The organism is Rhodohalobacter barkolensis, assembly GCF_002834295.1.
GTDB lineage: Bacteria > Bacteroidota > Rhodothermia > Balneolales > Balneolaceae > Rhodohalobacter > Rhodohalobacter barkolensis.
The window spans coordinates 88,548-113,113 of sequence record NZ_PISP01000005.1; the positions used below are offsets into that span (position 1 = coordinate 88,548).

General features: G+C 41.9%; 12 protein-coding genes. 10 read left to right on the forward strand and 2 right to left on the reverse strand.

Annotated elements, in window-relative coordinates; genetic code table 11:
- Window positions 1–865 precede the first annotated feature (865 nt).
- The 8 genes from CWD77_RS13440 (at window position 866) to CWD77_RS13480 (ending at window position 17,562) form a co-directional block, all read left to right on the forward strand.
- Window positions 866–1,576 (forward strand): hypothetical protein, encoded by a 711-nt coding sequence (locus CWD77_RS13440; RefSeq protein WP_101074102.1) that lies wholly within the window; start codon window positions 866–868, stop codon window positions 1,574–1,576.
- Window positions 1,577–1,675: 99 nt separating this feature from the next.
- The gene (gene alr, locus CWD77_RS13445; RefSeq protein ID WP_101074103.1) at window positions 1,676–2,857 is read left to right on the forward strand and encodes an alanine racemase; all 1,182 of its coding nucleotides are present in this window, start codon (window positions 1,676–1,678) and stop codon (window positions 2,855–2,857) included.
- Between the two features lie 1,473 nt (window positions 2,858–4,330).
- Window positions 4,331–4,792 carry an IS200/IS605 family transposase gene (gene tnpA / locus CWD77_RS13450; protein WP_101074104.1) on the forward strand — a complete coding sequence of 154 codons (462 nt, stop codon included), beginning with the start codon at window positions 4,331–4,333 and terminating at the stop codon, window positions 4,790–4,792.
- An 814-nt stretch (window positions 4,793–5,606) separates the two neighbouring features.
- On the forward strand, window positions 5,607–8,918 hold the full coding sequence (locus CWD77_RS13455) for a SusC/RagA family TonB-linked outer membrane protein (RefSeq protein WP_101074105.1): 3,312 nt from the start codon (window positions 5,607–5,609) through the stop codon (window positions 8,916–8,918).
- An 18-nt stretch (window positions 8,919–8,936) separates the two neighbouring features.
- Window positions 8,937–10,433, forward strand: coding sequence for a SusD/RagB family nutrient-binding outer membrane lipoprotein (locus CWD77_RS13460; protein WP_101074106.1), 1,497 nt, complete (start codon window positions 8,937–8,939; stop codon window positions 10,431–10,433).
- Between the two features lie 2,002 nt (window positions 10,434–12,435).
- On the forward strand, window positions 12,436–15,573 hold the full coding sequence (locus CWD77_RS13470; protein WP_101074108.1) for a SusC/RagA family TonB-linked outer membrane protein: 3,138 nt from the start codon (window positions 12,436–12,438) through the stop codon (window positions 15,571–15,573).
- Window positions 15,574–15,593: 20 nt separating this feature from the next.
- A complete protein-coding gene (locus CWD77_RS13475; RefSeq protein ID WP_101074109.1) occupies window positions 15,594–17,075 on the forward strand; it encodes a RagB/SusD family nutrient uptake outer membrane protein in 1,482 nt (493 codons plus the stop codon).
- A gap of 43 nt (window positions 17,076–17,118) precedes the next feature.
- Complete coding sequence (locus tag CWD77_RS13480; RefSeq protein ID WP_101074110.1) at window positions 17,119–17,562, forward strand: Calx-beta domain-containing protein; 444 nt, start codon at window positions 17,119–17,121, stop codon at window positions 17,560–17,562.
- A gap of 347 nt (window positions 17,563–17,909) precedes the next feature.
- On the opposite strand, the gene CWD77_RS13485 is transcribed toward CWD77_RS13480, so the two are convergent.
- Window positions 17,910–18,593 (reverse strand): hypothetical protein, encoded by a 684-nt coding sequence (locus tag CWD77_RS13485; RefSeq protein WP_101074111.1) that lies wholly within the window; start codon window positions 18,591–18,593, stop codon window positions 17,910–17,912.
- Window positions 18,594–19,230: 637 nt separating this feature from the next.
- Here CWD77_RS13485 and CWD77_RS13490 point away from each other — a divergent pair.
- Entirely contained in the window at window positions 19,231–22,302 is a 3,072-nt protein-coding gene (locus tag CWD77_RS13490) for a SusC/RagA family TonB-linked outer membrane protein (protein WP_101074112.1), read from the forward strand.
- A 13-nt stretch (window positions 22,303–22,315) separates the two neighbouring features.
- A complete protein-coding gene (locus tag CWD77_RS13495) occupies window positions 22,316–23,704 on the forward strand; it encodes a RagB/SusD family nutrient uptake outer membrane protein (RefSeq protein WP_101074113.1) in 1,389 nt (462 codons plus the stop codon).
- 345 nt (window positions 23,705–24,049) lie between these two features.
- Here CWD77_RS13495 and CWD77_RS15495 read toward each other — a convergent pair whose 3' ends face one another.
- Complete coding sequence (locus CWD77_RS15495) at window positions 24,050–24,250, reverse strand: hypothetical protein (protein ID WP_133120240.1); 201 nt, start codon at window positions 24,248–24,250, stop codon at window positions 24,050–24,052.
- Window positions 24,251–24,566 lie beyond the last annotated feature (316 nt).

Below are 24,566 nucleotides of genomic sequence, written 5' to 3' on the forward strand. Positions count from 1 at the left end.
GTCATGACTACGCCATTCGGTTAGTTAGACATGGACTTGGATTGAAGCCCCGTTCTTTTATAGCAGGTTCATTTTGAAGTGAAGGATGGATTTGGATTATATGCTGCATTAAAGTGTCGTTAGACACGTAAACGTGGTCTAGCCCCACAATTTATTGTGGGGTATTCAATCTCCCCCGAATTGTCCAATGCCGAAGGCACGGCCCACAGAATGTAGGTTGGATAAAACATCTGGATTAAGATATCTCTGTGCACCATGCCTACGGCATTCTGATTGGATATTGCTTTCTACACACCACAGGTTGAAACCTGTGGCTAGTGTGTGGGTCATGGCTACGCCATTTGGTTTTGTATTAATTAAGCTATCTAATATAAAAATAGATTCATGAAGGTGTCTCAATCTTATGGTTTAACAATAATGGGAGATGACCTAAATTCGATATTTGATTTTGCTATTATTATGAAGTCTAAAGATTTTTATCACATGATTTAAAATAAGTGTCGTTAGACACGCCAGCGCATCTTAGCCCCACAATTCATTGTGGGGTCTTCAATAGTTTCTCGGATAGATAAGTGCCGTAGGCACGGCTCACAAGATATTGGATGGATATTTAAACCAGGAAACGAAATTTCTGTGCACCATGCCTACACCATTTAGTTTACGAGTGATTGCGGACCTGACAGGTTTCCAAAACCTGTCAGGTCTCTATTTATCAGTCCCGCACATTAGACTCTACATAATAACGAGGAACTACTAAATTCATACGAAGATCTGATTTATTAACGTTTCATTTACAGAATTCAAAAATTCTTCTTAACTATATAGGTCCAAAGCACCTGAAAATATTGATTAACATCGGTTACTTATGAAGATAGCTATTACAACATTTACCACTCTGTTATTTGCAACGCTAATGCTAACAACACCGGTTTATTCGCAGGTTCAAAATGAAGCTGATATCTCATCATCAGAAATGAGAAATATGCTGGATTCAAATCAAATTCCGGTTCACAGAGCAACCAATACCGAAGGATCCCCATATCTTTTCGAGGATTTTTATGAAGGAATTGTCTCTCTTGAAAACGGGTACTCTACGCGTCCACTGCAAATTCGATACAATACACATACCCAGAGTATCGATTTTATGAGCGGTAATCTTGCATTCAATGTCAGCGGCGAACAAATTGAATCTTTTGAATTTACAGCAAATGAAAAGGTGCACCAATTCAAAAAAGGATTTGATCTGCGCGGGATTTCCGAGGACGATTTTGTTGAAGTAGTTTCCGAAGGGGAAGCCACATTTGTCGTTCGCCACAACACAAATTTCTTCGAAGACGCTGCCAGTTATGGACAGGCAACGCAACAAGATCGATATGTAACGGACGAGGTGTTTTACCTGAAGGTGGGTAACGATGATTTTAACAGAATCCGAAGACCCAACCAAAGAAGGGTAATGAGAAATTTCGATCGTTTTGAAGATGAATTGGAACAATTTGCAGATCAACAGAATTTAGACTTTTCAAACAGGCTGGATATAGCCCGCTTAGTGGACTATTACAACTCGCTGGCCGAATAGCCATAAACTCAAAGCATTGTTCGAATCGATGTAAAACCTGACCGCAATCGGAAGGCAGTCAGGTACAAGGAATTGAAAATTTATCAGCTATCACTCTACATGCAACGATCTCCGTCCGAATCCCTTCAGCCGTCACTTATTGAACTTAGCCGTTCCGCACTCGAACAGAACTTCTCGTTTTTACAAAGCAGGGCTAAAAATGGCGTGCGAATCTCTTCGGTAATCAAAGGGAATGCATATGGTCATGGGATCTCCTCATTTATTCCGTTGGCTGAATTATGCGGGATTGATCACTTTTCTGTATTCAGTGCAGATGAGGCTGAAGGAGTGCTGAAGTTCAGGTCAAATCCCGATACGGATGTTATGATTATGGGAATGATACGGGATGAGGAACTATCCTGGGCAATTGAAAATGGTATTGAGGTCTATCTTTTTGAGATGGAACGCCTGGACAGGGCGTTTGAAGAAGCAGGTAAATTGGGAAAAAAAGCCAGGGTACATCTTCAGATCGAAACCGGTATGCACCGGACAGGATTTGAGAAGCCGGAATGGGAAACAGTATTCCAGAAGATTAATGACAATCCCGAATCTTTTGATTTGAAAGGGATCTGCACACACTATGCGGGGGCTGAAAGTGTGGCAAACTACTTCAGGATTCAGAAACAGAATGAAACCTTTCGAGAAGCCGTGGAAATGGCCAAATCAATGTTTGATCAGATGCCTCCCGTTCATGCTTCCAGTTCTGCGGCATTTTTAACCATGCCTAAGATGCATTACGATATGGTTCGAATTGGTATTGCCCAGTACGGATTCTGGCCCAGCCGGGAGACATACATGCATCACGCCAAGGCTAATGATTTTGAGGAAGAGCAAGATCCGCTTCGCAGGGTGATGACCTGGAAGAGTGAGGTGATGAGTACTAAATGGGTGAAAGCCGGAGATTTTATCGGTTATGGAAATGTGTATATGGCAGGGCGTGATATGCGAATTGCCACGGTTCCCATTGGATATACTCACGGTTTTGGGAGAAATCTAACCAACTCCGGTTACGTGTTGATTAGAGGAGTGAGAGCAAATGTATCCGGATTGGTAAATATGAACATGATTACAGTAGATATCACAGATATTCCGGGTGTTGAAAAAGGGGATGAAGTTGTCCTGATCGGTCACCAGGGAGATGATGAGATTACCGTAGCTTCTTTCGGTGAGATGACCAACAACCTGAATTACGAGATTTTGACTCGCCTGCCGGCATCAATCCCGAGGGTTGTGGTGGATTAAGGAGAATATAATTGGGGTTCCCAGACTTGACAGTTTTCCAAAACCTGTCAGGTCTTAGATCTTGATTTATTCAGCTTACAAATGCGAAAGATCTATTGAGCCTCATTCCAATAAAGTGTCGCTAGACACGAATCACATCTTAGCCCCACAATTCATTGTGGGGTATTCAATAGTCTCACGAATTCTCTAGTGCCATAGGCACAGCCCACAGGATAATGGTTAATCAAATAATCCGGATAAGGATATTCCTGTTAATCATGCCTACGGCATTCTAAATGGATGTAGTATTCCACATACCACAGGTTGAAACCTGTGGCTAGGATGTGGGTCATGGCTACGCCACTGGATCTGTGTTAAACTACCTGTCTAACTTAATAATAGATTCATGAAGATGTCTTATTCGTATTGGTTTAACAATCATACTAAAATGGAAGATGACCCAAATTCGTTATTTAATTTTACCTTTTTTTTGAAGCCTAAAGATTTGTAACACGTGATTTAAAATAAGTGTCGTTAGACACGCCAACACATCTTAGCCCCACAATTCATTGTGGGGTATTCAATAGTCTCCCGAATTTATTTAGTGCCATAGGCACGGCCCACAGGAAGATGGTTGATCAAGAAATCCGTAAAAAGGTATCTCTGTGAATCATGCCTATGGCATTCTAACCGAATGTTGTATTCCACATACCACAGGTTAAAACCTGTGGCTAGGATGTGGGTCATGGCTACGCCATTGTGGTTGTGTTAATTAAGCTGTCTAATTTAATAATAGATTCATGAAGATGTCTCATTCGTATGGTTTAACAATCGTACTAAAATGGAAGATGACCTAAATTCGTTATTTAATTTTGCCATTTTTTGAAGTCTAAATATTTGTAACACGTGATTTAAAATAAGTGTTGTTAGACACGCCAGTACATCTTAGCCCCACAATTCATTGTGGGGTGTTCAATAGTCTCCCGAATTTATTTAGTGCCGTAGGCACGGCCCACAGTATGTAGGTTGATCAAATAATCCGGCAAAAGATATCTTTGGTCATCATGCCTACGGCATCCTGGCTGAATGTTGTATTCCACATACCGCAGGTTAAAACCTTTGGCTGAAATGTAATTCATGGCTACGCCATTGGATCTGTGTTAATCAACCAGTCTCTTTATAAATGAAGTATATGGACATGATCACGTCACTTGATAGAGTCCTGTTTTTAGATTTAATCTTGAATTTTTTAGTAGTCAGTATAAAGTTGTTGTAGATAAGATCTATTGAGAATTGGAAGCAATCATACATTAAAGTATCGTTAGACACGATAACACATCTTAGCCCCAAAATTCATTGTGGGGTTCTTCATAGATGGCGATAGTAGAAAGTGCCGTAGGCACGATTGATATATTTAACAATAATCTCTTTTTTCAATAAAATTAAGAGGTAAAGAGAGATATTTTAAACAATTAACCTAAGGGGAGAGGAGAAATGGCAAATACATATCACAAAATTTATCTGCATACCGTATTTGCAGTTAAGAATAAAAAAGCATTGATAAGCCCGGAGTGGGAATATAAGCTACACTCTGTTATTGGAAATTTAATAAATCAATCAGGTGGTAAATCCTTAATAGTAAATGGTATGCCGGATCATATTCATTGTTTTTTCCAAAAACAGCCATCAATTTCTGAATCAGAATTGATGCAATCGGTGAAAGCGAAATCATCAAAATGGATCAATGATAATGGATTGTCTGTGCGTCGATTTTCCTGGCAAAAAGGATTTGGCTGTTTTTCGTATAGCGAATCACAAAAAAATGACGTCTACAGATATGTCCGGAATCAAAAAGAGCACCATCGAAAAATGACGTTTAGGGAGGAGTACGAGAAGCTTCTCAAATCATTCAATGTTCAATATGATGATAAATTCATTTTTACCGGATTGGATTGAATACGTGAATCCTGTGCACCATACCTACGGCATTCTAACTGGATGTTGTATTCCATATACCACAGGTTGAAAACCTGTGGCTAGGATATAGGACATGGCTACGCCATTTGGTTAATTAGGCACTTACTTGGATTGAAGTGCCATTCTTTCAAATGCATTTTCATTTTGAAGTAAAGGATGGATTTGGATTATGTACTGCATTAAAGTGTCGTTAGACACGCCAGCACATCTTAGCCCCACAATTCATTGTGGGGTGTTCAATAGTCCTCCGAATTATTTAGTGCCGTAGGCACGGACCACAGGATAATGGTTAATCAAATAATCCGTAAAAAGGTATCTCTGTGCATCATGCCTACGGCATTCTAACTGGATCTCGCAATCCACATACCACAGGTTAAAACCTGTGGCTAGGATGTGGGTCATGGCTACGCCATTTGGTTTGGGCATTATCCCAGTCATGACAGGTTTCTAAAACCCGTCAGGTCTAAACCTGTTTACCGAGATTTACATTCATAAATGCACAATATCGCGTAAGGTTTTTATGATTAGTTTGATAATCTATTTACCGAATAGGTCTAAATTGTTGCAAACCAATGTTTAACATGTTATAATAACGGCGTTATAAATTTCATCTATACGTTTGATAAGTAAATAAACTTTGTTAAAATCGTTAAGGTTGTTGGGAAGGCTCTAATTTAAAGATGGAATTCTATTGATTATGGGAAAATAGAACCTAAGTTACTGTATAAATTAACTGTAACTCCCTCCCTAAAACCCTGTCAATCAAAACCAAAACAAAACACGAGGTACAGGTATGCTTAAAAAGCTACTATTAAGTTCTCTGATGGTACTCGTTTCTGTCTCTTTTGCCTTTGCGCAGTCGAGCACAGTTACAGGTACGATTACTGACGCAAATACCGATGAACCGATTCCACAAGTGAACGTCTTCATCGTTGAATTGCAAACAGGTGATGCTACTGACATGGATGGTCAGTACAGCATTGCTAATGTTGAACACGGTACATATAACGTTCGTATCAGTTCTGTAGGTTACACTACGCTGGAACGGGAAATTACCGTTGATGCAAATAACACTACTTTTGATTTCCAAATGAACCCGGATGTTCGTCTGCTTGACGACGTTGTGGTTACAGCTTTCGGTGTTAGCCGCGAGCAGCGTTCTTTGGGTTATTCTGTTCAGGACGTCAACGCAGAAAAGCTTGCGCGTGTTCAACAGGATAACATTGTTGGTGCGCTTGCCGGTAAAGTTGCAGGTGTTCAGGTTGTAGGAAGTACAAGCTTTGGCGGTTCTGAAAGAATCCGTATTCGTGGTGCGAACGGACTTTCTGATGGCCAGCCACTCTTTGTAGTGGATGGTACACCTATTGCCAACCAGTCTTTTGTGACAAACCAAGGTGGTTCAACAACAGGTCGTGATTTGGGTAACCTTGCATCTGACCTAAACCTTCAAAATGTAGAAAGTGTATCAGTTCTGAAGGGTGCTGCCGCCGCGGCTCTTTATGGTAACCGTGCTGCCGATGGTGTAATCTTGATTACAACCAAAAATGCATCCATGGGTGAAAATATACCGCTTCAGGTTGAGTTTAATCACAATACCACATTTGAAGATGTGTATATCCTACCGGAATATCAGAATGAATATGCCGGCGGGTACACTCAAAACTTTATTCAGTATACCGACCCGCGTGACGGACAGACCTACAACGGGTTGAACTACGCTGCGGATGAGAGCTGGGGACCAAAAATGGATGGTACGATGTACCGGCCGTGGTGGTCTTGGTTTGACCACGACTTTACCGGTGACGGACAGAACGACTACGGAACTGAGGTTCCCTTGGTACCACAAGAAAACAACGTCCGTGATTTTTTTGAGACAGGTTTGAGAATGTCGAACAGCCTTTCTATTACAGGCGGTTCATCAAACGCATCTTTCCGTGCAGGTTTGACCAATACGTCTAACAGCGGTATTGTTCCTAATTCACAGCTCGATAGAACGTCATTGAGTTTTAACGGTGCGTTAAGCCACTCAGATAAGTTCACATCCAGAATTGCGTTTAACTACGTTAATACAGCAACGGAAGGACGTCCTGCAACCGGGTATTCCGCCGTTCAGGGTAACTCTGTTCAGTCATTTAACCAGTGGTTTCAGCGACAGTTGGATATGGATAAACTACGTCAGTACCGTACAGATGACGGAACACTGATGTCCTGGAACATCCGTTCCAATACGGATACTCGTCCGCTCTATTGGGATAGTCCGTTTTTCAGCATTAATGAAAACAAACAGAATGATGATCGGGATCGTATCTATGGTAACTACCAGTTGTCATACAACGTGAACGAGAATATTGAACTGCAAGGTAAACTTCACTTGGATACCTATAGCTTTAACGTGGAAGACCGAATTGCCACAGGTGGACTGGAGCAGGACTGGTTCTACACCGCACAGCGTTCACGTCGTGAAGTGAACTATGAAGCCGGTCTTCGATATCAGGAAGATTTCCAGGATGTTTCAGTTAGCGGTTATTTTGGCGGAAATATTCTTACCCAAAACTACAGTTCATTGCAACAGCAAACACAAGGTGGCCTTTCTGTGCCAAACTTCTTTAACATTGATGCTTCTATTGATCGTCCTGGGGTTTCTAACTACAATGAACAGAAAGAGGTAAGAAGTTTATTCGGAACCACAACAATCGGTTACCAGGATCTAGTTTACTTAGATCTAACCGGACGAAATGACTGGTCTTCTGCACTGCCTGCAGACAACAACTCATTCTTCTACTATGGTGTATCCGGTAGTTTGGTATTTACTGAGTTCGACATGTTTGCAAATCAGGACATATTAAGCTTCGGTAAGCTTCGTGCATCGATTGCACAGGTAGGAAATGACCTGGATCCTTTCCGTGTGTTCCAAACGTTTAATAGTGGAACTCCATTCGGTAGTTTGCCTACTCAGTCGGTTCCTAATACTCTTTTCAATCCGGACCTTGAACCAGCCATCTCATCTGATTATGAGTTTGGTATTGATTTGAGATTCCTGGATGGTCGTCTGAGAACAGATGTGAATTACTACAACTCAGTACGTGAAAATGAGATCTTAGAACTGGATGTTTCAGGCGCCAGTGGTTATGAATCAACTTTAGTGAATGCCGGTAAATTTACAACAACAGGTTGGGAAATAGCTTTAGGTGCTACCCCTGTGCAAACTTCTGATTGGAGTGTAGAGGTTGACGTAAACTGGTCAACAAGCAAATCTGTTGTAGATGAGTTGACAGAAGGTATTGAGCGTCGTTTACTTGAAAACGCATCATTTGGTATTCAACTCTTTGCGGTTGAAGGAGAAGAGTGGGGTGAGGCAATAACAACAGGTGCCTATGGTGGTTATTTACTGGATGATGAAGGTCGTAGAATTGTAAATTCCAATGGTACTTATGCATTAGAGTATAACAAGCCATTAGGAAATATCTTACCTGACTGGAATGGTGGTTTCAATTTGGGTGTCAATTACAAAGATTTCTCAATTGGAGCTTTTATTGACTTCCAGAAGGGCGGTAAATTCTACTCCATTTCACGAATGTTTGGAACCTACTCCGGATTGACCGCTAATACCGTTGGAAACAACGCTCTTGGAAACCCAATGCGTGATCCTTTAGTTGATTCAAATGGTAATACAACATATATCAATGGTGATGGCGATGAAGTTGCGTATACATCCCTTCCTTTGGATCAAACAAGCGCTAATACAGGTGGAGTATTGATAGAAGGTGTAGACACCGACGGTAACGAAGTGGCTTACCTGCGTAATGCTGCAAACTGGGGTATTGATCAGTTCTACAACAAGGAAGCGTGGTTAGAAGATGCGAGCTATATTAAACTTCGTGAACTTCGATTCACATACAACCTTCCTGTAAGTCTACTTGATAGAACTCCTATCAGCAGAGCTGCTGTATCGCTCGACTTAAGGAATCCACTGTTGATTTACTCCAGCACCAGCGGAGTTGACCCAACTGCCATTCAGAACAACGCCAACGGTTTTGGTTTCTGGGAAGGTGGCGGACTGCCGGGTACCCGATCTATCGGATTTAACGTTAATCTTAACTTTTAATCTGACGGGGAAAGAATTATGAATAATTTAAAAGTAAATTTTATGAAACCGATCAAACGCTTAATGTTGGTGACCCTAATTGGGGTATCTTTTATGAGTTGTGATGATTTTGGAGATTTAAATGATGATCCAAATAATCCTTCTCAAGTGAGCCCTGATCAATTGCTGACAGATTCACAACGAAATATGAGTGATGTGATTGGTGCTGTGAACGGTACTCTTTATGTTCAGTACATAGCTGAAACACAGTATACCGATGCACAAGAGTATCGAACTACGAATGCAAGTTTTTATTTTTGGTACACAGACCCAATACAAAATTTGCAGACCATCATAGACCTCAATACAGATGAGGAAACTCGAGATCAAGCATCAGCATTAGGTAGCAATGCAAACCAAATTGCTGTTGCTCGTATTCTGAAGGCTTATTTTTATCAGATGATGACCGATCGATGGGGGATGATTCCTTACAGTGAAGCGTTGCAGGGGGAAGAAGATTTTTCACCTGCCTACGATTCCCAGGAAGACATTTACGAAGCCATCATTACTGAACTGAAAGAAGCGGCTGATCAGATTGAATTATCTGAAGCCGGAGTAAGTGGTGATATTCTTTTTAGCGGTGATATGGAACAGTGGGTTCTATTTGCGAATAGCTTGAGAGCCAGAGCTGCACTGCGAATTGCAGATGTTGGCGGTGATGTAAGTGTTGACCCCGCCGCTGAATTTGCGGATGCAGTTGATGATGGATTGATAAACAGTGATGTTTTATATCCATATCAATCTAACGCAGATGATGAAAATCCATGGTATTCAAGATTTCAGACCCGAACAGACTATGCAATCAGTGAAACAATTGCAGATTACATGAAGGGACTGGAAGATGACCGGATCCTCGTCTATGCGAATCCTGCACCGAATTATTCAAATGATGATGGTGTGGTAACATTCGATGAGATTCGAGGAATGCCGTTCCTTGAAGACGCAGGAGAATTAGAAAATGCGGAAATCTCCTTCCCGGGATCTGCAATCGGTGCGGGTGGCCCCGGAGTAGGAGATCAAAGCGCGCCGCTTCCTATCATTACAGTGGCAGAAATGCACTTTGCAATGGCAGAAGCTGTAGAGCGTGGATGGATTACAGGAGCAGCAGCAGACTACTACTACGATGGTATTGAAGCATCGTGGGAACAGTGGGGCGTGTATGATGATACAAATTTTGCAGACTACATTGCTCAAACTGAAGTTGCTTATGGAACAGACGACTGGGACGTACAGATAGGCACTCAGAAGTGGATTGCCCTCTTTCCGCATGGATACGAAGGTTGGGCTGAGTGGAGACGACTTGGTCAACCAGAACTTACACCTAATCAGTTTGGTGTAGGAACTGATCCACAAATTCCGGTCAGATTTACATACCCATCTTCTGAAAACACATTGAATCAGGAAAACTACGAAGCTGCTGTGCAGGCTCAGGGACCTGATTCGCCTAATACCAGAATCTGGTGGGATGTAGATTAAGGGATAAACCTTTATTTCAGGCATGTTAGGTTTTTAAAACCTAACGGGTTCTGTTTAAGGTAATTAAATTGAAAAGCCGTTCCGATTCATTTCGGGGCGGCTTTTTTTTGTTTATGAATGGGTTCGTTTTTCAAATCAATTAAAATGAGGTTTAAGACCTGACAGGTTTCAAAAACCTGTCAGGTCTGAAGTTTATTAACAATCTCGGGTTTTAAATATACCGGCCATGTGCACCGTGTCTACGGCACTGAATACTTAGGGTGCCATTCAACCCCCACAATGAATTGTGGGGCTAGGATGTGTTACCGTGTCTACGACACTGGGTTTAAAACAGCATTTTGCTTAAAAGTATAGATTCAATACATCGGGAAGTATGTTGAGTCATGCTTTTACCATTCTTCATAATTTTAAATCATATAGGCAATTTGAATTACCATGCACAACCCAAATGGCGTAGCCATGGCCTACGTCTTAGCCACAGGTTTTAACCTGTGGATTGGGAAATGGTTAGACAATTCAGAATGCCGTAGGCATGACATACAGGAAGGATGTATTCCTGTCTTTAAAACAATCAATTTGCATTATTTAAGCCGTGCCTACGGCACTGAACAATCGGGGTGGCCATTCAACCCCCACAATGAATTGTGGGGCTAGGATGTGTTACCGTGTCTACGACACTGGGTTTAAAACAGCATTTTGCTTAAAAGTATAGATTCAATACATCGGGAAGTATGTTGAGTCATGCTTTTACCATTCTTCATAATTTTAAATTATATAGGCAATTTGAATTACCATGCAAAACCCAAATGGCGTAGCCATGGCTATACATCTTAGCCACAGGTTTTAACCTGTGGTCTTTGAAATGAAAAATATATTTAGAATGCCGTAGGCATGAGACACTTGTTTGGGGTTAATTCATTTAAGACCTGACGGGTTTCAAAAACCTGTCAGGTCTGGGATTTATAAATAATCTCGGGTTTGGAAGATACCGGCCATGTGCACCGTGCCTACGGCACTTGAGAATTAGGGTGCTCATTCAAATCCCCACAATGAATTGTGGGGCTAGGATGTGTTATCGTGTCTACGACACTGGGTTTAAAATAGCATAATGCTTAAAAATATAGATGCAACACCTCGGATAGTTTGTTAAGTCATGCTTTTACCATTCTTCATAAATTTAAATTATCTATGAAATTCGAATTACCATGCACAACCCAAATGGCGTAGCCATGACCAAACATCTTAGCCACAGGTTTCAACCTGTGGATTGGGAAATGGTTAGACAATTCAGAATGCCGTAGGCATGACATACAGGAAGGTTGTATTCCTGTTTTAAAAACAACCAATTTGCATTATTTAAGCCGTGCCTACGGCACTTGAGAATTAGGGTGGCCATTCAACCCCCACAATGAATTGTGGGGCTAAGATGTGTTATCGTGACTACGACACTGGATTCCATGAGATGGGTAAAACTAAAACATGAATGGTCCCAACCATTAATCAGGCAGATGGTTTATGTGATTCTTAACCAATATTTATAGAGGTGAATATTCTGGTGACAATTGAAAACAAGGGGCACTTCTTAAACCGGAACATATCAACCGGACTGTATTTGATTTTGTTTGGCTATCAATGGCTGTAGTTCACTAAGTCCAAAAATTTTAATGATTTCACTTCATTTACACAGATTAACAATCAAAGAGTAAGGCGACGCTCTGTTTACAAGATTAAATAAAATATAATTAAGGGAATAAGAACTGTAAAGTCTGTAAGTGCTTTAAATATATCTTTTAAAGGGAATTATAAGTTTATTGCCATGTTAAAAAAAGATTAACAAAATTTTGATATTGTAAATTCTTCGATTAGATTCCATCAACTGTAAAAACAGTGAACAGATCTACTTGGCTCAATCGCTCTAAAACTAATAGTTGTTCACTCTGATTTAGAGTGTTTGGCTGATAATCTGACCATTAATTAAAACATCAAATAACTGAGGTTACGTATGTTAAAAAAGTTACTAACCGTATCCATTATGGTTTTACTTTCCTCGCAGCTCGCCCTTGCTCAGTCAGGGACGATCTCAGGAACAGTGACTGATGCCGAATCTGGGGAATCTCTTCCCGGTGCTAGTGTATTGGTCGTTGAACTAGAACGAGGTGCAGCCAGTGATATTAACGGTGAATTCGAAATCGAAAATATCCCGGCGGGCACGTATAATATTACTGCTACATTTGTAGGTTACCGAACCTATAGAGAAACCGTTCAGGTGAATGCAGGACAAACAACCACTCTCGATATAGCAATGGAAGTGGGAGCGATTGGCCTGGATGAACTGGTAGTTTCCGGTTACGCGGTTCAAACAAAGCGTGAAATTTCCGGTTCTATCTCTAGTGTACGTTCACAGGATATCCAGGATGTTACACTGCAGAACCCCGAATCCCTACTTCAGGGTAGAGCGGCCGGTGTTAATGTTACATCAACATCCGGTAACCCCGGGGGTGCATTCCGTGTAAACATTCGTGGTAACGGATCTGTAAACGCGGCTACTGAACCTCTTTATATTGTTGATGGAGTTCAGATCTCGTTTGCCCAGCAATCAGGTTTGACCAGTACATCACCATTAAACACAATTAACCCGGATGATATTGAGTCTATTGAGGTACTGAAAGATGCATCTTCTGCAGCTATCTATGGTGCTGAAGCAGCTGCCGGTGTTGTAATTATCACTACCAAAAAAGGTCGTGCCGGTTCTACTCAAGTTACTGCACGTGCTGAAACCGGGGTTCGTTCACTGGCTCGTAACGTAGATTATATTACACCAGATCAATATGTAGACTATTTAGCCGAAGGATTGGAGTATGCATTTCCAGGTGCACTGCCTGACTTTGATGCATACAGAGAAAATAGAAGGAATTCTCTTCTGGATTTCTTTTTCTCACCAGATTGGACTGACGAAGACAGATCTGCTTATCTTACTGCAAGAAATAGTGGGCAATCAATAAGTGATGCACTACAATCTACCGGAGTGTCAACCAATTTGGGTGATACAGACTGGCAGGATTTTATTTTTGATGAAGGTGTAACTCAGCGTTACAATTTATCAGTTTCAGGTGGTAACGAAGAAACTACATTCCGTGTTTCCGGTGGTTTTGAAGATACCGAGGGAACGGCATTTAAGAGTGACTTCTCACGTTTGAATTTGAGAACCAATCTTGATCATCAAATTAATGATCGTTTCCGCACATCCGTGGGTACAAACGTTTCCAGAAGTACACAGTTTGGTGTATGTCAGGATGGTAACTTTATTAACTGTCCTCCATCACAGGCGATGTTTGAGGCACCGATGAGTTTCCCATATTCTGCAAGTGGTGAATATAACCCCGGTACTCGTTTTGGTCTTCCAAACAACCCGGCAGTTCAAGAAAACGAAGTAGAAAGAAATGTTTCTGTAACTCAGATTCTTTCAAACTTGAACGTAGTATACTTGGCTACAGACTGGCTGAACTTTAACGGTTTAGCTGCTATGGACTACAGAAATACAGAAGATGAGCAGTGGAGATCGGCTATTGCAGCTCCGGGCCAGGGTGGCTGGGTAAGCTTTGCCAACCGAAATGTGCGAAACTTCAATACAAGTTTGGTAGCAAACATGCGACAAACATTTGATGGAGTTCATAATGTATCGGGTCTTGTAGGTATTGAGTACAGACGAGATTTCTCAGAAAGTATGTTGACCACCGGTGAAGGACTTCCGGGCCCATTCTTTAAAGTACTGAGTGCAACGGCTACTCCGACAAATGCCTCAGGTATTAAAACTGAATGGAGACGGGGAAGCTATTTTGCAAACGCGAAGTATAACTACGATGAGAAGTACTACTTGAACGTAGTTGCCCGTTACGACGGTCACTCTCGCTTTGGTAATGAGAAACGATGGGGTTTCTTCCCTTCTGTATCCGGTTCATGGAGAATCTCTGAAGAGGATTTCTTTGAAGTTGGATTTGTGGATGAGTTGAAGTTGAGAGCAGGTTATGGTGTAACCGGTAACTCAAACATCGGTAACTTTGCATCCAGAGGACTCTATTCTGCGGCAGGTTCCTATAATGGAAATACCGGCCTCAGACCTACTCAGCTTGCAAACGTGAATTTGAGCTGGGAAGAAGCCAGAGAACTTAACATAGGTTTGGATTACGAACTGTTTGAAGGAAGAATTTTTGGTTCTCTTGACTGGTACCAGAAAGATAATGAAAACCTTCTCTTCGGTAGGCCACTTCCGAGCGATAGTGGTTATGGTTCCATTACCGAAAACATAGGTAAAGTCAGAAACTCCGGTATTGAGTTTGAAATAAGTACAGTAAATGTTTCTACTAACAACTTTAGCTGGACTTCAAGATTCAATATTGCAGTTGTTGATAATGAAATTCTGGAACTGCCTGATGGTACACCTATCCGGGAAGACAATACATTTGATTCCCTGCAAGAAGGAAAACCAATTGGTTTGATTCAGACACCTCGTTGGGCCGGTGTAAACCCTGCCGACGGACGTCCGATGTGGTATGATGCTGATGGAAACATCACATACAACCCGGTTCAGGCTGATGACGCCATTGAATACAAAGACGGTGTAGCGAACACGGTTGGTGGTTTTGGAAACACACTTTCCTACAAGGGTTTGACGCTGAATGCATTCTTCCAGTTCAGTTTTGGTCAGTGGGCATTTGCCGGTACGGACTACTACTTTACACGTACTCCGGACTTCCTGATGAACATGACAACAGAGGTTGAAGACCGATGGAAACAACCCGGTGACATAACATACTACCCACGTGCTATGTTAGCAGGAACCGATTTCCCCGGTACGGCAAACTACCGAACACAGCTGAGTACACAGTCAATGTATAACGCAAGTTATATTCGATTGAAAAACGTATCACTCAGCTACCAGATCCCTGCAAATCTCACGCAAGAGATTGGTTTGAACAACGTGAGAGTTTACGCTTCTGCCGTAAACCTGTTGACTTGGACGGCATGGCCATGGTATGATCCTGAGGTAGCTTTTAGCCCGACAGATATTTACAACAACTCAACCTCAGCTTCCTATCCGACCGAGCGTCAGGTAAATGCTGGAATTGAAATTCGGTTTTAATTAAAAAATTGAAGAACACTATGAAATTAAGTAATCTAATTAAGTTTACTGCAGTTATAGCCCTACTTTTTGCTTATACGGGTTGTAACGATATGCTGGAGAATGTAGAGCCATCTACATCCGTATCAGGTGAACAGGTCTTAACAACTGCTGATGGAGTTGAAGGACTGCGAGCCTCGATGTATGGAAAAATTCACGGTAGTTTTGCCTACCAAACTGAGTACTTTGTTGGACCCAGTGCGTTTACGGACGAAACCCGTAACCGTCCCGGTTCTACCCGTTACCAAGCATTGAACCAGGCGGTTCAAAATGTAGGTACGGCACACATTGCCAGTTGGAATGCACATTATGAAGTGATACAGGATGCCAATCTTATGATTGGAGCTGTAGAACCCGATGTACTACCGGCCGCTACCTACGATAGGTATCGAGGTGAGGCATTAGCACTTCGGGCATTTGCTATGCACAATCTGGTAAAAGTTTTCGGATATGATCCGGGTAATTTTAGCCAGGGTGAAATCGAAGATCCATGGGAAGAAGGTGTAATCGTCAGAACAGAACCGGTACTTGACGTAACTGATGCTGACCTTCGCCCAAGAAGCTCGGTAACTGAAGTTTATAATCAGATTATCACTGATTTAACGGATGCAAAAGCTTTGCTATCGGGTATTAATTCAGATAACCGTTATGCTACCGAAGCATTTGTAGATGGTATGCTGGCAAGAGTTCATCTTTATGCCGGTAACTGGGGTGACGCTGTCACTTCTGCTCAGAATGCAATCACAAATAGCGGCAGATCTCTCGAAAATACTGATGACGGTGTTGCCGAAATGTTTAACGAAAACACCGGCGGTCATCCGGAAGCCCTATTTAAAGTGGTGGTAGATCCATCTACAGAGAATGGCGATTGGAATAACGACGGACCCGGTACCTATACATCTACCGGCTTCCTGGCACAGCTCCCTACTCAATTCTTAATTGATAAGTATGAAGCGGGTGACTACCGACTTGGCTGGTACAGAGATTGTGTTGAAGCTCAGAGAATAGCTTTAAACCAACCAACCGGTTGTGATGCTGTTAATGACAATGGTTTTTCACTGGTTAAATTTAATGGAGATAAAGGAAATCATGTAGATGACCTTCCATTTATGAGACTTGCAGAAATGTACCTGATCTGGGCCGAAGCTGCTGCTAAGGATGTAGATAGCCCGGCAGCCGGAGTTGCTCCACTGCAAGATCTGCTGGACGCCAGAAATGGTGGAACTGTACCGGCTACTGCATTGACTGACATGACTGCATTTGAAGATTTCATTCTTGATGAGAGAATGAGAGAGCTTGCTCTTGAAGGTCACAGATTTTATGACCTGAAGAGACTGCAAAGAGATATCCGGAATCCAGACGGGTCCATTAAAATGAGGGCGGAAAATTATCGAATTTTGCCTCAGCTTGGTTCAGGACTCCGTAATGTCAATGAGCTTCTTGTTGAAAATCCGGGATACTAAATTCTCATAATCATCAAAGATAATTTCTAAATCTTTTTATCCTATGAAAGTAAAACTATTAATAATCGCACTTTTGCCGCTTCTATTCGCGAGTTGTGATATGAACGACTTGTTCGATGAAGGCGATACGAAAAAGACCTATGACGGACCGGCACAGGTCGCTTTCTTCCCCGATGAAAGGGAAGTGAGTGACGATGACGGTTCAACGTCTATTGAGATCCAATTAATTGGAGAACAACGTGACAGCGACTTAGCAGTCTCTTTCAGTACTGAAGGTGATGCGGTGGCAGGTACACATTACAATGTGTCTACACCATCACCCATTACTTTAGAGGCCGGAACCAGCACGGTTGATATCGTCATTGAATTGATTGCCGACAGTGTACCTGACGGAGAAGAAGTTCAATTGATTCTCAATCTTGATGGTGGAGATGGCGTTGAAGTTGCTGAAAACTACAAGTCATCCAGAATCTTTATTCAGGATTGACCTGATTCCGTAACAAAGGAATAATTCTATAGGCTGTACTCATTCATTTGAGTGCAGCCTTTTTTTATACGTTTTTATCTAAAGCAATTGAAATTTGAAGAAGTGCGGACGCATACTTTATAGCAACTGGGCTGTAAGTAGACTGAAAGGAGTTTTGATTACTACAGCTGACGGCGTTTCGCCTGGATGAATGAAGCTGAAATAAGAAACTTTGGTTCGTATGGTTGTGGAGTTACCACAAGTTGCCAGTGAAGGTTCCGGCAGATATTTCTTAATTCAATGCTAAAGCCGGCTTTTAAAATTCAGAGAACTGTCATCATTTTTAATGGTGCTAAGCCGATCCGGTTTTAAACACTATCACTTTTTATAAATGGACTTACTTTAATAATTTTTTGAAAAGCGGATTTGATAACATTTTGATAACTGGTGGTTGCATCATCACCATATAAAATATGGCTGGCATTCACCATGCCCCAGCCGATCTCTCTTTTCTGCTCATTATCCCAAATAATGTATGCAGTGTCTAATCTGATCCTGTTTTGTGGATCTCCTTCATGGCCGGCGTAAGATCCTCCACCCGTCTCAACCTGATAAGAGGAAAAGTGATACTTATCCAGAATCACTGTAAATCTGGAATTAATATTAGATGTTGATAAGTCTGTACCCTGTTTTGGACTGATTAAATTTATGGGGCCAGCTTCCAGTTCAAATCTTCGGCTTTCGAGCTGATCCGGAACCAGGTCTTCACTTACTTTTTTGCCAACTACCGGAGATTGGGTTTGCTGGCGAAACAGTTGAAGTAAATCGTTATCAAAAATCATTTTTTCAGTGGGACGCAGGGCACCATAAACGTGATCGGGGAAATAGTTGTAGAGGGGTTCGGGTTCAATAATCAGCAAAGACACGGAAGTTTCCCGTGCCTGGAGATGAGTATCCGTTTCATCTTGAAGCAGAACTTGTGTGGTGTTGTTATTGCAGGAAATGATAAAAAGAAAAGCCGCAGCGCAAATGAAGAAAGATTTAATGCTCATAGTGATGCTCGATCGTAGATATATAAAAGTAAGAGTTGTGATAATGAATTGGCCAGCTCCTTGCTGAATAGTTGTGTGCTAAATTACCAATAAATCAGGACGTAACATATTAATACAGCAGTAAAATGTCTGTAAATAAAAGTTAATTATTAGGATGAGTCTATATAGATCCGGAGTTAAGCAAAGTGATTCTGTTTTATCCACAGAAACTTTTGTGACTTCGTTTTTACTCTCTTTTATTCACATTAAAGATTGTGAAACAAATCAGGTAAAAATTTAAAATAAGTGAACGTTTCAAAAAGCTATCTGTCTGCAATTCAAATATTTGAGTAGTTGTTTAATACACTTTTACAAGTTTGAATTGAATATTTCTTTAGGACTTAAAAGTTGAATTATATTTGACATAGGGTTGACCGAAAACTATACTTGCCTCGAGGTTGATGTTCTGTAAACTGTAATTATTACATCAATCTATCTATCAAATGATACCCCTTTAGCATTAAAACACTCCGCTATAAGGAGGAAAAAATCATCTATATAAATCAACCAAAATGCAGAACATTTGTGATCAAATCGTTCACTCTAATCATTCATCGATTCTGTTCTGCACTAATCAAAATATCATATGAGGTAAGTTATGATTCAGAAGATACTTCAGTCATTAACGAGCCTGTTGCTGCTTGTTGCTATTTCCGGATTTGCCGGACTGGCACATGCACAGACAGGAACCCTTACGGGTACCGTTACTGACGAGTCTACAGGTGAAACGCTTGTAGGTGCAACCGTAATGATCGTGGATCTCGAGCGCGGAGCTCCAACGGATATTGAAGGAATGTATATGATCGACAACATTCCAACCGGTACCTACGAGGTGCGGTTTTCATACGTTGGTTATACTACTGTAACAGAAACCATTGAAATCTCAGAAGGCGAGAATGTCTATGATCTGGAAATGAGCATGGATTCAGCCGGACTGGATGAAGTTGTGGTAACAGGTTACGGAAATTTTTCTGACCGGAACTTTACAGGCTCTGTATCTCAGGTGAGTTCAGAATCATTTGAAAATGCACCTGTTTCATCCATTAATGAAGCATTAAGCGGAAATATTGCCGGTGTTAATATTTCACCTTCAACCGGTACCCCGGGTGCAGTACAGCAGGCGAGAATTCGAGGAATCAGTTCCATTAACGCCAGCTCAGCACCTTTGTATGTAATTGACGGTGTACCTGTTCAAAGTGGGAGTAATGCACAATCAACGGCTACAAGTTCACTGGATGTGCTATCAAGCATTAGTGCTAATGATATAGAGTCAGTGACCGTACTAAAAGATGCTTCTTCTACCGCTCTTTATGGAGCCAGAGGATCTAACGGTGTTATTGTTATTGAAACCAAAAGCGGTAGTTCCGGCGATGTTCAATACTCTCTCTCTATGCAGAGAGGTGTGAATAACCGTGCCGTAGACGGGCCGGGTACTTTGAATGCCAATGAATGGGATCAGTTGTTTTACGACTCAGCAGGAAATTACCTTGAGTCTTTAGGTGCTCCTTCCGATAGAGCATCAGTTGATGCACTTCTATTCCCAAGCGGTTGGGATGGTGAGACAAGTACGGATTGGGGTGATGTTGTTAGAAATGACAATGCCATACAGCAAGAGTACCAATTGGCTGCGCAAGGTGGTAATGACCGAACGACTTTTTATACCTCTGCCAGCTTTTTTGAACAGGAGGGTCAGGCTATTGGCTCCGGTTTGGAAAGACTATCCGGTAAGTTAAATCTAACGCATCAATTTGATGAACGGTTAACCTTCTCAAATAACTTCTCCGGTTCATTTGTTGAACAGGATGGAATTCTTGAAGGTGCCGGTTACTTTGGAAGCCCTGTATTGGCTGAATACTTCATGTTGCCGACTGATAACGCATACAATGAAGACGGTTCTCCAAATCTGGGTTTATCCTCGAATATTTTCAACCCTGTGTATGTTCAGGATACAGATATCGATAGAAAACGTAATATTCGCGTGATCAACAATACCAATCTGGATTTTGAGATCACCGATAATCTGGCATTCTCATCAAACCTCTCTCTGGATTATCTGTTAACGGAAGAGAAATATTATGATAATCCGTTCTACGGAGACGGTGAAGATGTAAGAGGTGCGGTTGATGACATCAACACCCGTAACTTCAACTATGTTTGGAGAAACAGTCTGAATTATATTTATCAGGCAAATGAGCAAAATCTCTTTGATTTCCGATTCATTTCTGAAAGCCAGAAGAACAAGAATAACTTTCTGGAAGCCTATGGTGAAGGGATTGCTGCTGCAAATCTATACAACCTGAATACAACGGCATCTCCCCAGTTTGTAGGATCCAGCACAACCGACTGGGCTGTACAGTCGTTCATCGGTTTGGTAAACTACCGATATGACGATAAGGTGATTGTTGACGGTAGTGTTCGTCACGAAGGAAATACCCGTTTTGGTGAAGATAACCGATGGGGTACATTCTGGTCATTAGGTGTAGGATACATCCTTACGGAAGAGGATTTCTTCGCAGATATTGAGGGGCTCGATTTTCTAAGAGTTCGAACCTCATACGGTCAGACAGGTAATGCAAGTATTGGTTTAAATAACTACCAGACACTGGTAGGATTTGGCGGATATAACGATCAGCCGAATATTCAGCCAACTCAGTTTGGTAATCCTAACCTGACATGGGAAAAAGCGAATTCGTTTGACGTATCCGTCGACTTTGAAGCATTTGAGATGCTGGAAGGTGGTGTAAACTTCTTTAGAAAAGATAGCTACGACCTTCTGTTTAATGTTCCACTCTCGCGCGTATCCGGCCATAATTCACAGGTCCAGAACGTTGGAGAACTTTACAATCAAGGATTTGAGTTTGAACTGAGTGCCGATATTGTCCGTACTCAGGATTTCGGATGGAATCTTGGCGGTAATTTAACTTTGGTGGAAAATGAGATTACAGAGTTACCCCGTGATCAAAACGGTGACCCAATCGAAATTACTTCCGCAACACGATACACAGCTGTTGAAGGCTATGAAGTGAATGCGTGGTACATGAGAGAATGGGCCGGCGTTGATCCCGATAACGGTGATCCGCTATGGTATATGGATGACGGCGAAGGTGGCCGCACAACTACCAATAGTTACAATCAGGCGGATACCTATTACCAGGGAGCCAATGCTCAGCCAACGACTTACGGTGGTATAAACACTCGCGTAGATGTGAAAAACTTCTATGTACAGGCCAATATGAGCTTTGCACTAGGATACAAAGTGTTTGATAACTGGGCTAATTATATGAGGTCAGACGGAAACGGCGGATTTAATGCTGCCTTTGGCCAATACGGAACAGCAGCTGACTACTGGGAAGAACCGGGTGACATTGCAGATAATCCACGTCCGGTACTTTTCTCAACAAATCAGGCAAATGCCGCGTCGTCACGATTTTTATATGACGGTGATCACATAAGGCTGAAGTCTCTGAATATTGGGTACAATATTCCAACTCAGCTTATTGAGCAAGTTGGTCTATCATCGGCTACACTCTTCTTTAACGGGAGAAATCTATGGACCTACGCCTTTGATGACGATCTGAAATGGGATCCGGAGCAGAAAGCAGACGGATTTACCGACTTGAATGCTCAGCCAATGAGATCATTGACCTTTGGATTAAAAGCAAATTTCTAAAAGAGATTAAACAATGAGAAAACTAAGTAAATATATATTAGCACTGCTCATCGCAGCAGGTGTATTCACAGGGTGTGACGACTTTTTGTCGCCTTCTGTGGATCAAAACGTTCCAACAGAAACAGCTGTTGAGAGCGTATCAGATCTGGAAGCCGTAGTTTACGGTGTATATGACGACCTGAACAGGGTTGAACTCTACGGACGTGATTTTTACGTATCCGGAGATGTGATGTCGGATAACGCATGGTCTAACGCCAACTCTGGTAGATTTGTAGGGCAGGATCAATTCAACTTCACTACAAACAGCGGATATGCGTTAGGTGTCTGGGATGTCTTTTATGAGGCGATCGCCGGAGCAAATATGGCCATTCAAAGTGATTTGGAATCTGATGCAGATGTGGATCACTTTAAAGGACAGGCTTATGCACTGCGGGCATTCTCACATTTCAATTTGCTGCAGGCATTTGGTCAGCAGTATGTTGACGCCGGCGACCCTGCCGATGGTGTGCCGTACTCAGTAGAGTACAGAACGGCAGCTGAAGCAGATGGAGATTATCTCCTGCCCGAACGTGAAGCGATTGCTAACGTGCTGGCTAATATCGAAGACGATCTCGAAACAGCCGTTGATTTGATTGATCCAAGCAGAGTTGATGTGGTTGAGATGAACTACTGGGCGGTTCGGGCACTTCAAACCCGTTTTTATCTCTACACGGGGCAAGATGACCTGGTTGTGGAAATCGCTGAAGATATCATCAATAACAGCGGTTCCGAGATTACATCTGCTGAAGATCTGGTTGCTGACTGGGAATCCGGCAGCGGACCAAATTCACTTTTTGAACTCGCATTTACCAATACTGACCGTTTAGGAACAGATAATATCTCCCGCATATATAGAGATACAAATTATGGTGATGTTGAAGCGAGTGACGATCTGATCAGTTCGCATGCTGCTGATGATGTAAGACTTGACCTTTACTCTTCTGATGGAGATACCCATAGAATGGTGAGCAAATATTCAGACGAACTTGGTTCAGATAATGTTCGAGTGATTCGTTTTGCAGAAGTTGTTCTGAACTATGCAGAAGCTCTTGCAAATGGAGAGCCAGGCGAAATGACGGCTACAGAAGCATTGAATATGCTTGCTGATGAGCGTTATGAAAATGGTTCCCCATACACGGCTGCAACAGTGGACGATGTTCTTTTAGAACGTCGACTGGAGCTGGCCATGGAAGGGCATCGTCTGTATGACCTGATGCGAACCGAACAAGATATCGTACCGGGCGACGGAAGTTCGGCCAGAGGTGAAACCATAAACTATGGTGATTATCGGTTAGCACTGCCCATTCCGGAAAATGAGATCAGAGCCAATTCGGCAATGACGCAGAACGAAGGGTACAACTAAACTAATCTATTCAAGCTTAATTGCTAAACCCGCTCCGATTACTCGGTGCGGGTTTTTTTTATGTCTTGTAAATTCTGGATGGATATGGTTGAATTTCTGAATACTTATTTACTCTATTGGGTGATGAAATTTAGAGTTTAAAAAATGGACAGAGAGCTTCCCGTAAAGCGAGACCCATATTTGTTGCATGACAAAAATTCCGTATTTGATAGGGGAATCAGTTGTGCAGTGCATCTGGCACTGGGTATGAAGGGACTGTGTTTTGTATCCCCAAAATAAATTGTGGAGCTATATTGTGTTATCGTGTTTGCGACACTGGGTTGTGTAATATATATCTTACTTTTTTTATGGATGATTTTTCAAAGTTAAAAATGATTGGGATAAGACGACTGTAATAATTCGAAATTGATTACGATCCACACCCAATGGCGTAGCCATGCCCAACATCATAGCCACAGGTTTCAACCTGTGGTAGGTGAGGCTAACGAAATGCAGAATACCGTAGGTATGGAACACGTGCTTGGTATGAATTATACCAAGATTCAAACCCTGTCAGGTCTGGGATTACAACATGATCTTTAGCCAGGAAATCCCCGGTCACGTGGATCGTGCCTACGGCACTCTGTGGGTTTGTTTAGCATTTTGTATCCCCACAATAAATTGTGGGGCTATGATGTGTTAGCGTGTCTATGACACTGGATTATTCAATATGGTTTAACCTTCTGTGATTTTGTTCAGGGCCTTTTACAACGAATGGGTAGGGATTTCGATACGGTTCTGCTTTCCAACCCAAACGGCGTGGCCGTGATCCACATCATAGCCACAGGTTTCAACCTGTGGTTTTAGAGTCGGGAAAGAGCGT

Coding starts and splice junctions, on each gene's coding strand:
- CWD77_RS13475 (WP_101074109.1), top strand. CDS start 15,594: ATGAAATTAAGTAATCTAATTAAGTTTACTGCAGTTATAGCCCTACTT.
- CWD77_RS13460 (WP_101074106.1), top strand. CDS start 8,937: ATGAATAATTTAAAAGTAAATTTTATGAAACCGATCAAACGCTTAATG.
- CWD77_RS13455 (WP_101074105.1), top strand. CDS start 5,607: ATGCTTAAAAAGCTACTATTAAGTTCTCTGATGGTACTCGTTTCTGTC.
- CWD77_RS13485 (WP_101074111.1), bottom strand. CDS start 18,593: ATGAGCATTAAATCTTTCTTCATTTGCGCTGCGGCTTTTCTTTTTATC.
- CWD77_RS13490 (WP_101074112.1), top strand. CDS start 19,231: ATGATTCAGAAGATACTTCAGTCATTAACGAGCCTGTTGCTGCTTGTT.
- CWD77_RS13440 (WP_101074102.1), top strand. CDS start 866: ATGAAGATAGCTATTACAACATTTACCACTCTGTTATTTGCAACGCTA.
- CWD77_RS13495 (WP_101074113.1), top strand. CDS start 22,316: ATGAGAAAACTAAGTAAATATATATTAGCACTGCTCATCGCAGCAGGT.
- alr (WP_101074103.1), top strand. CDS start 1,676: ATGCAACGATCTCCGTCCGAATCCCTTCAGCCGTCACTTATTGAACTT.
- tnpA (WP_101074104.1), top strand. CDS start 4,331: ATGGCAAATACATATCACAAAATTTATCTGCATACCGTATTTGCAGTT.
- CWD77_RS13480 (WP_101074110.1), top strand. CDS start 17,119: ATGAAAGTAAAACTATTAATAATCGCACTTTTGCCGCTTCTATTCGCG.
- CWD77_RS13470 (WP_101074108.1), top strand. CDS start 12,436: ATGTTAAAAAAGTTACTAACCGTATCCATTATGGTTTTACTTTCCTCG.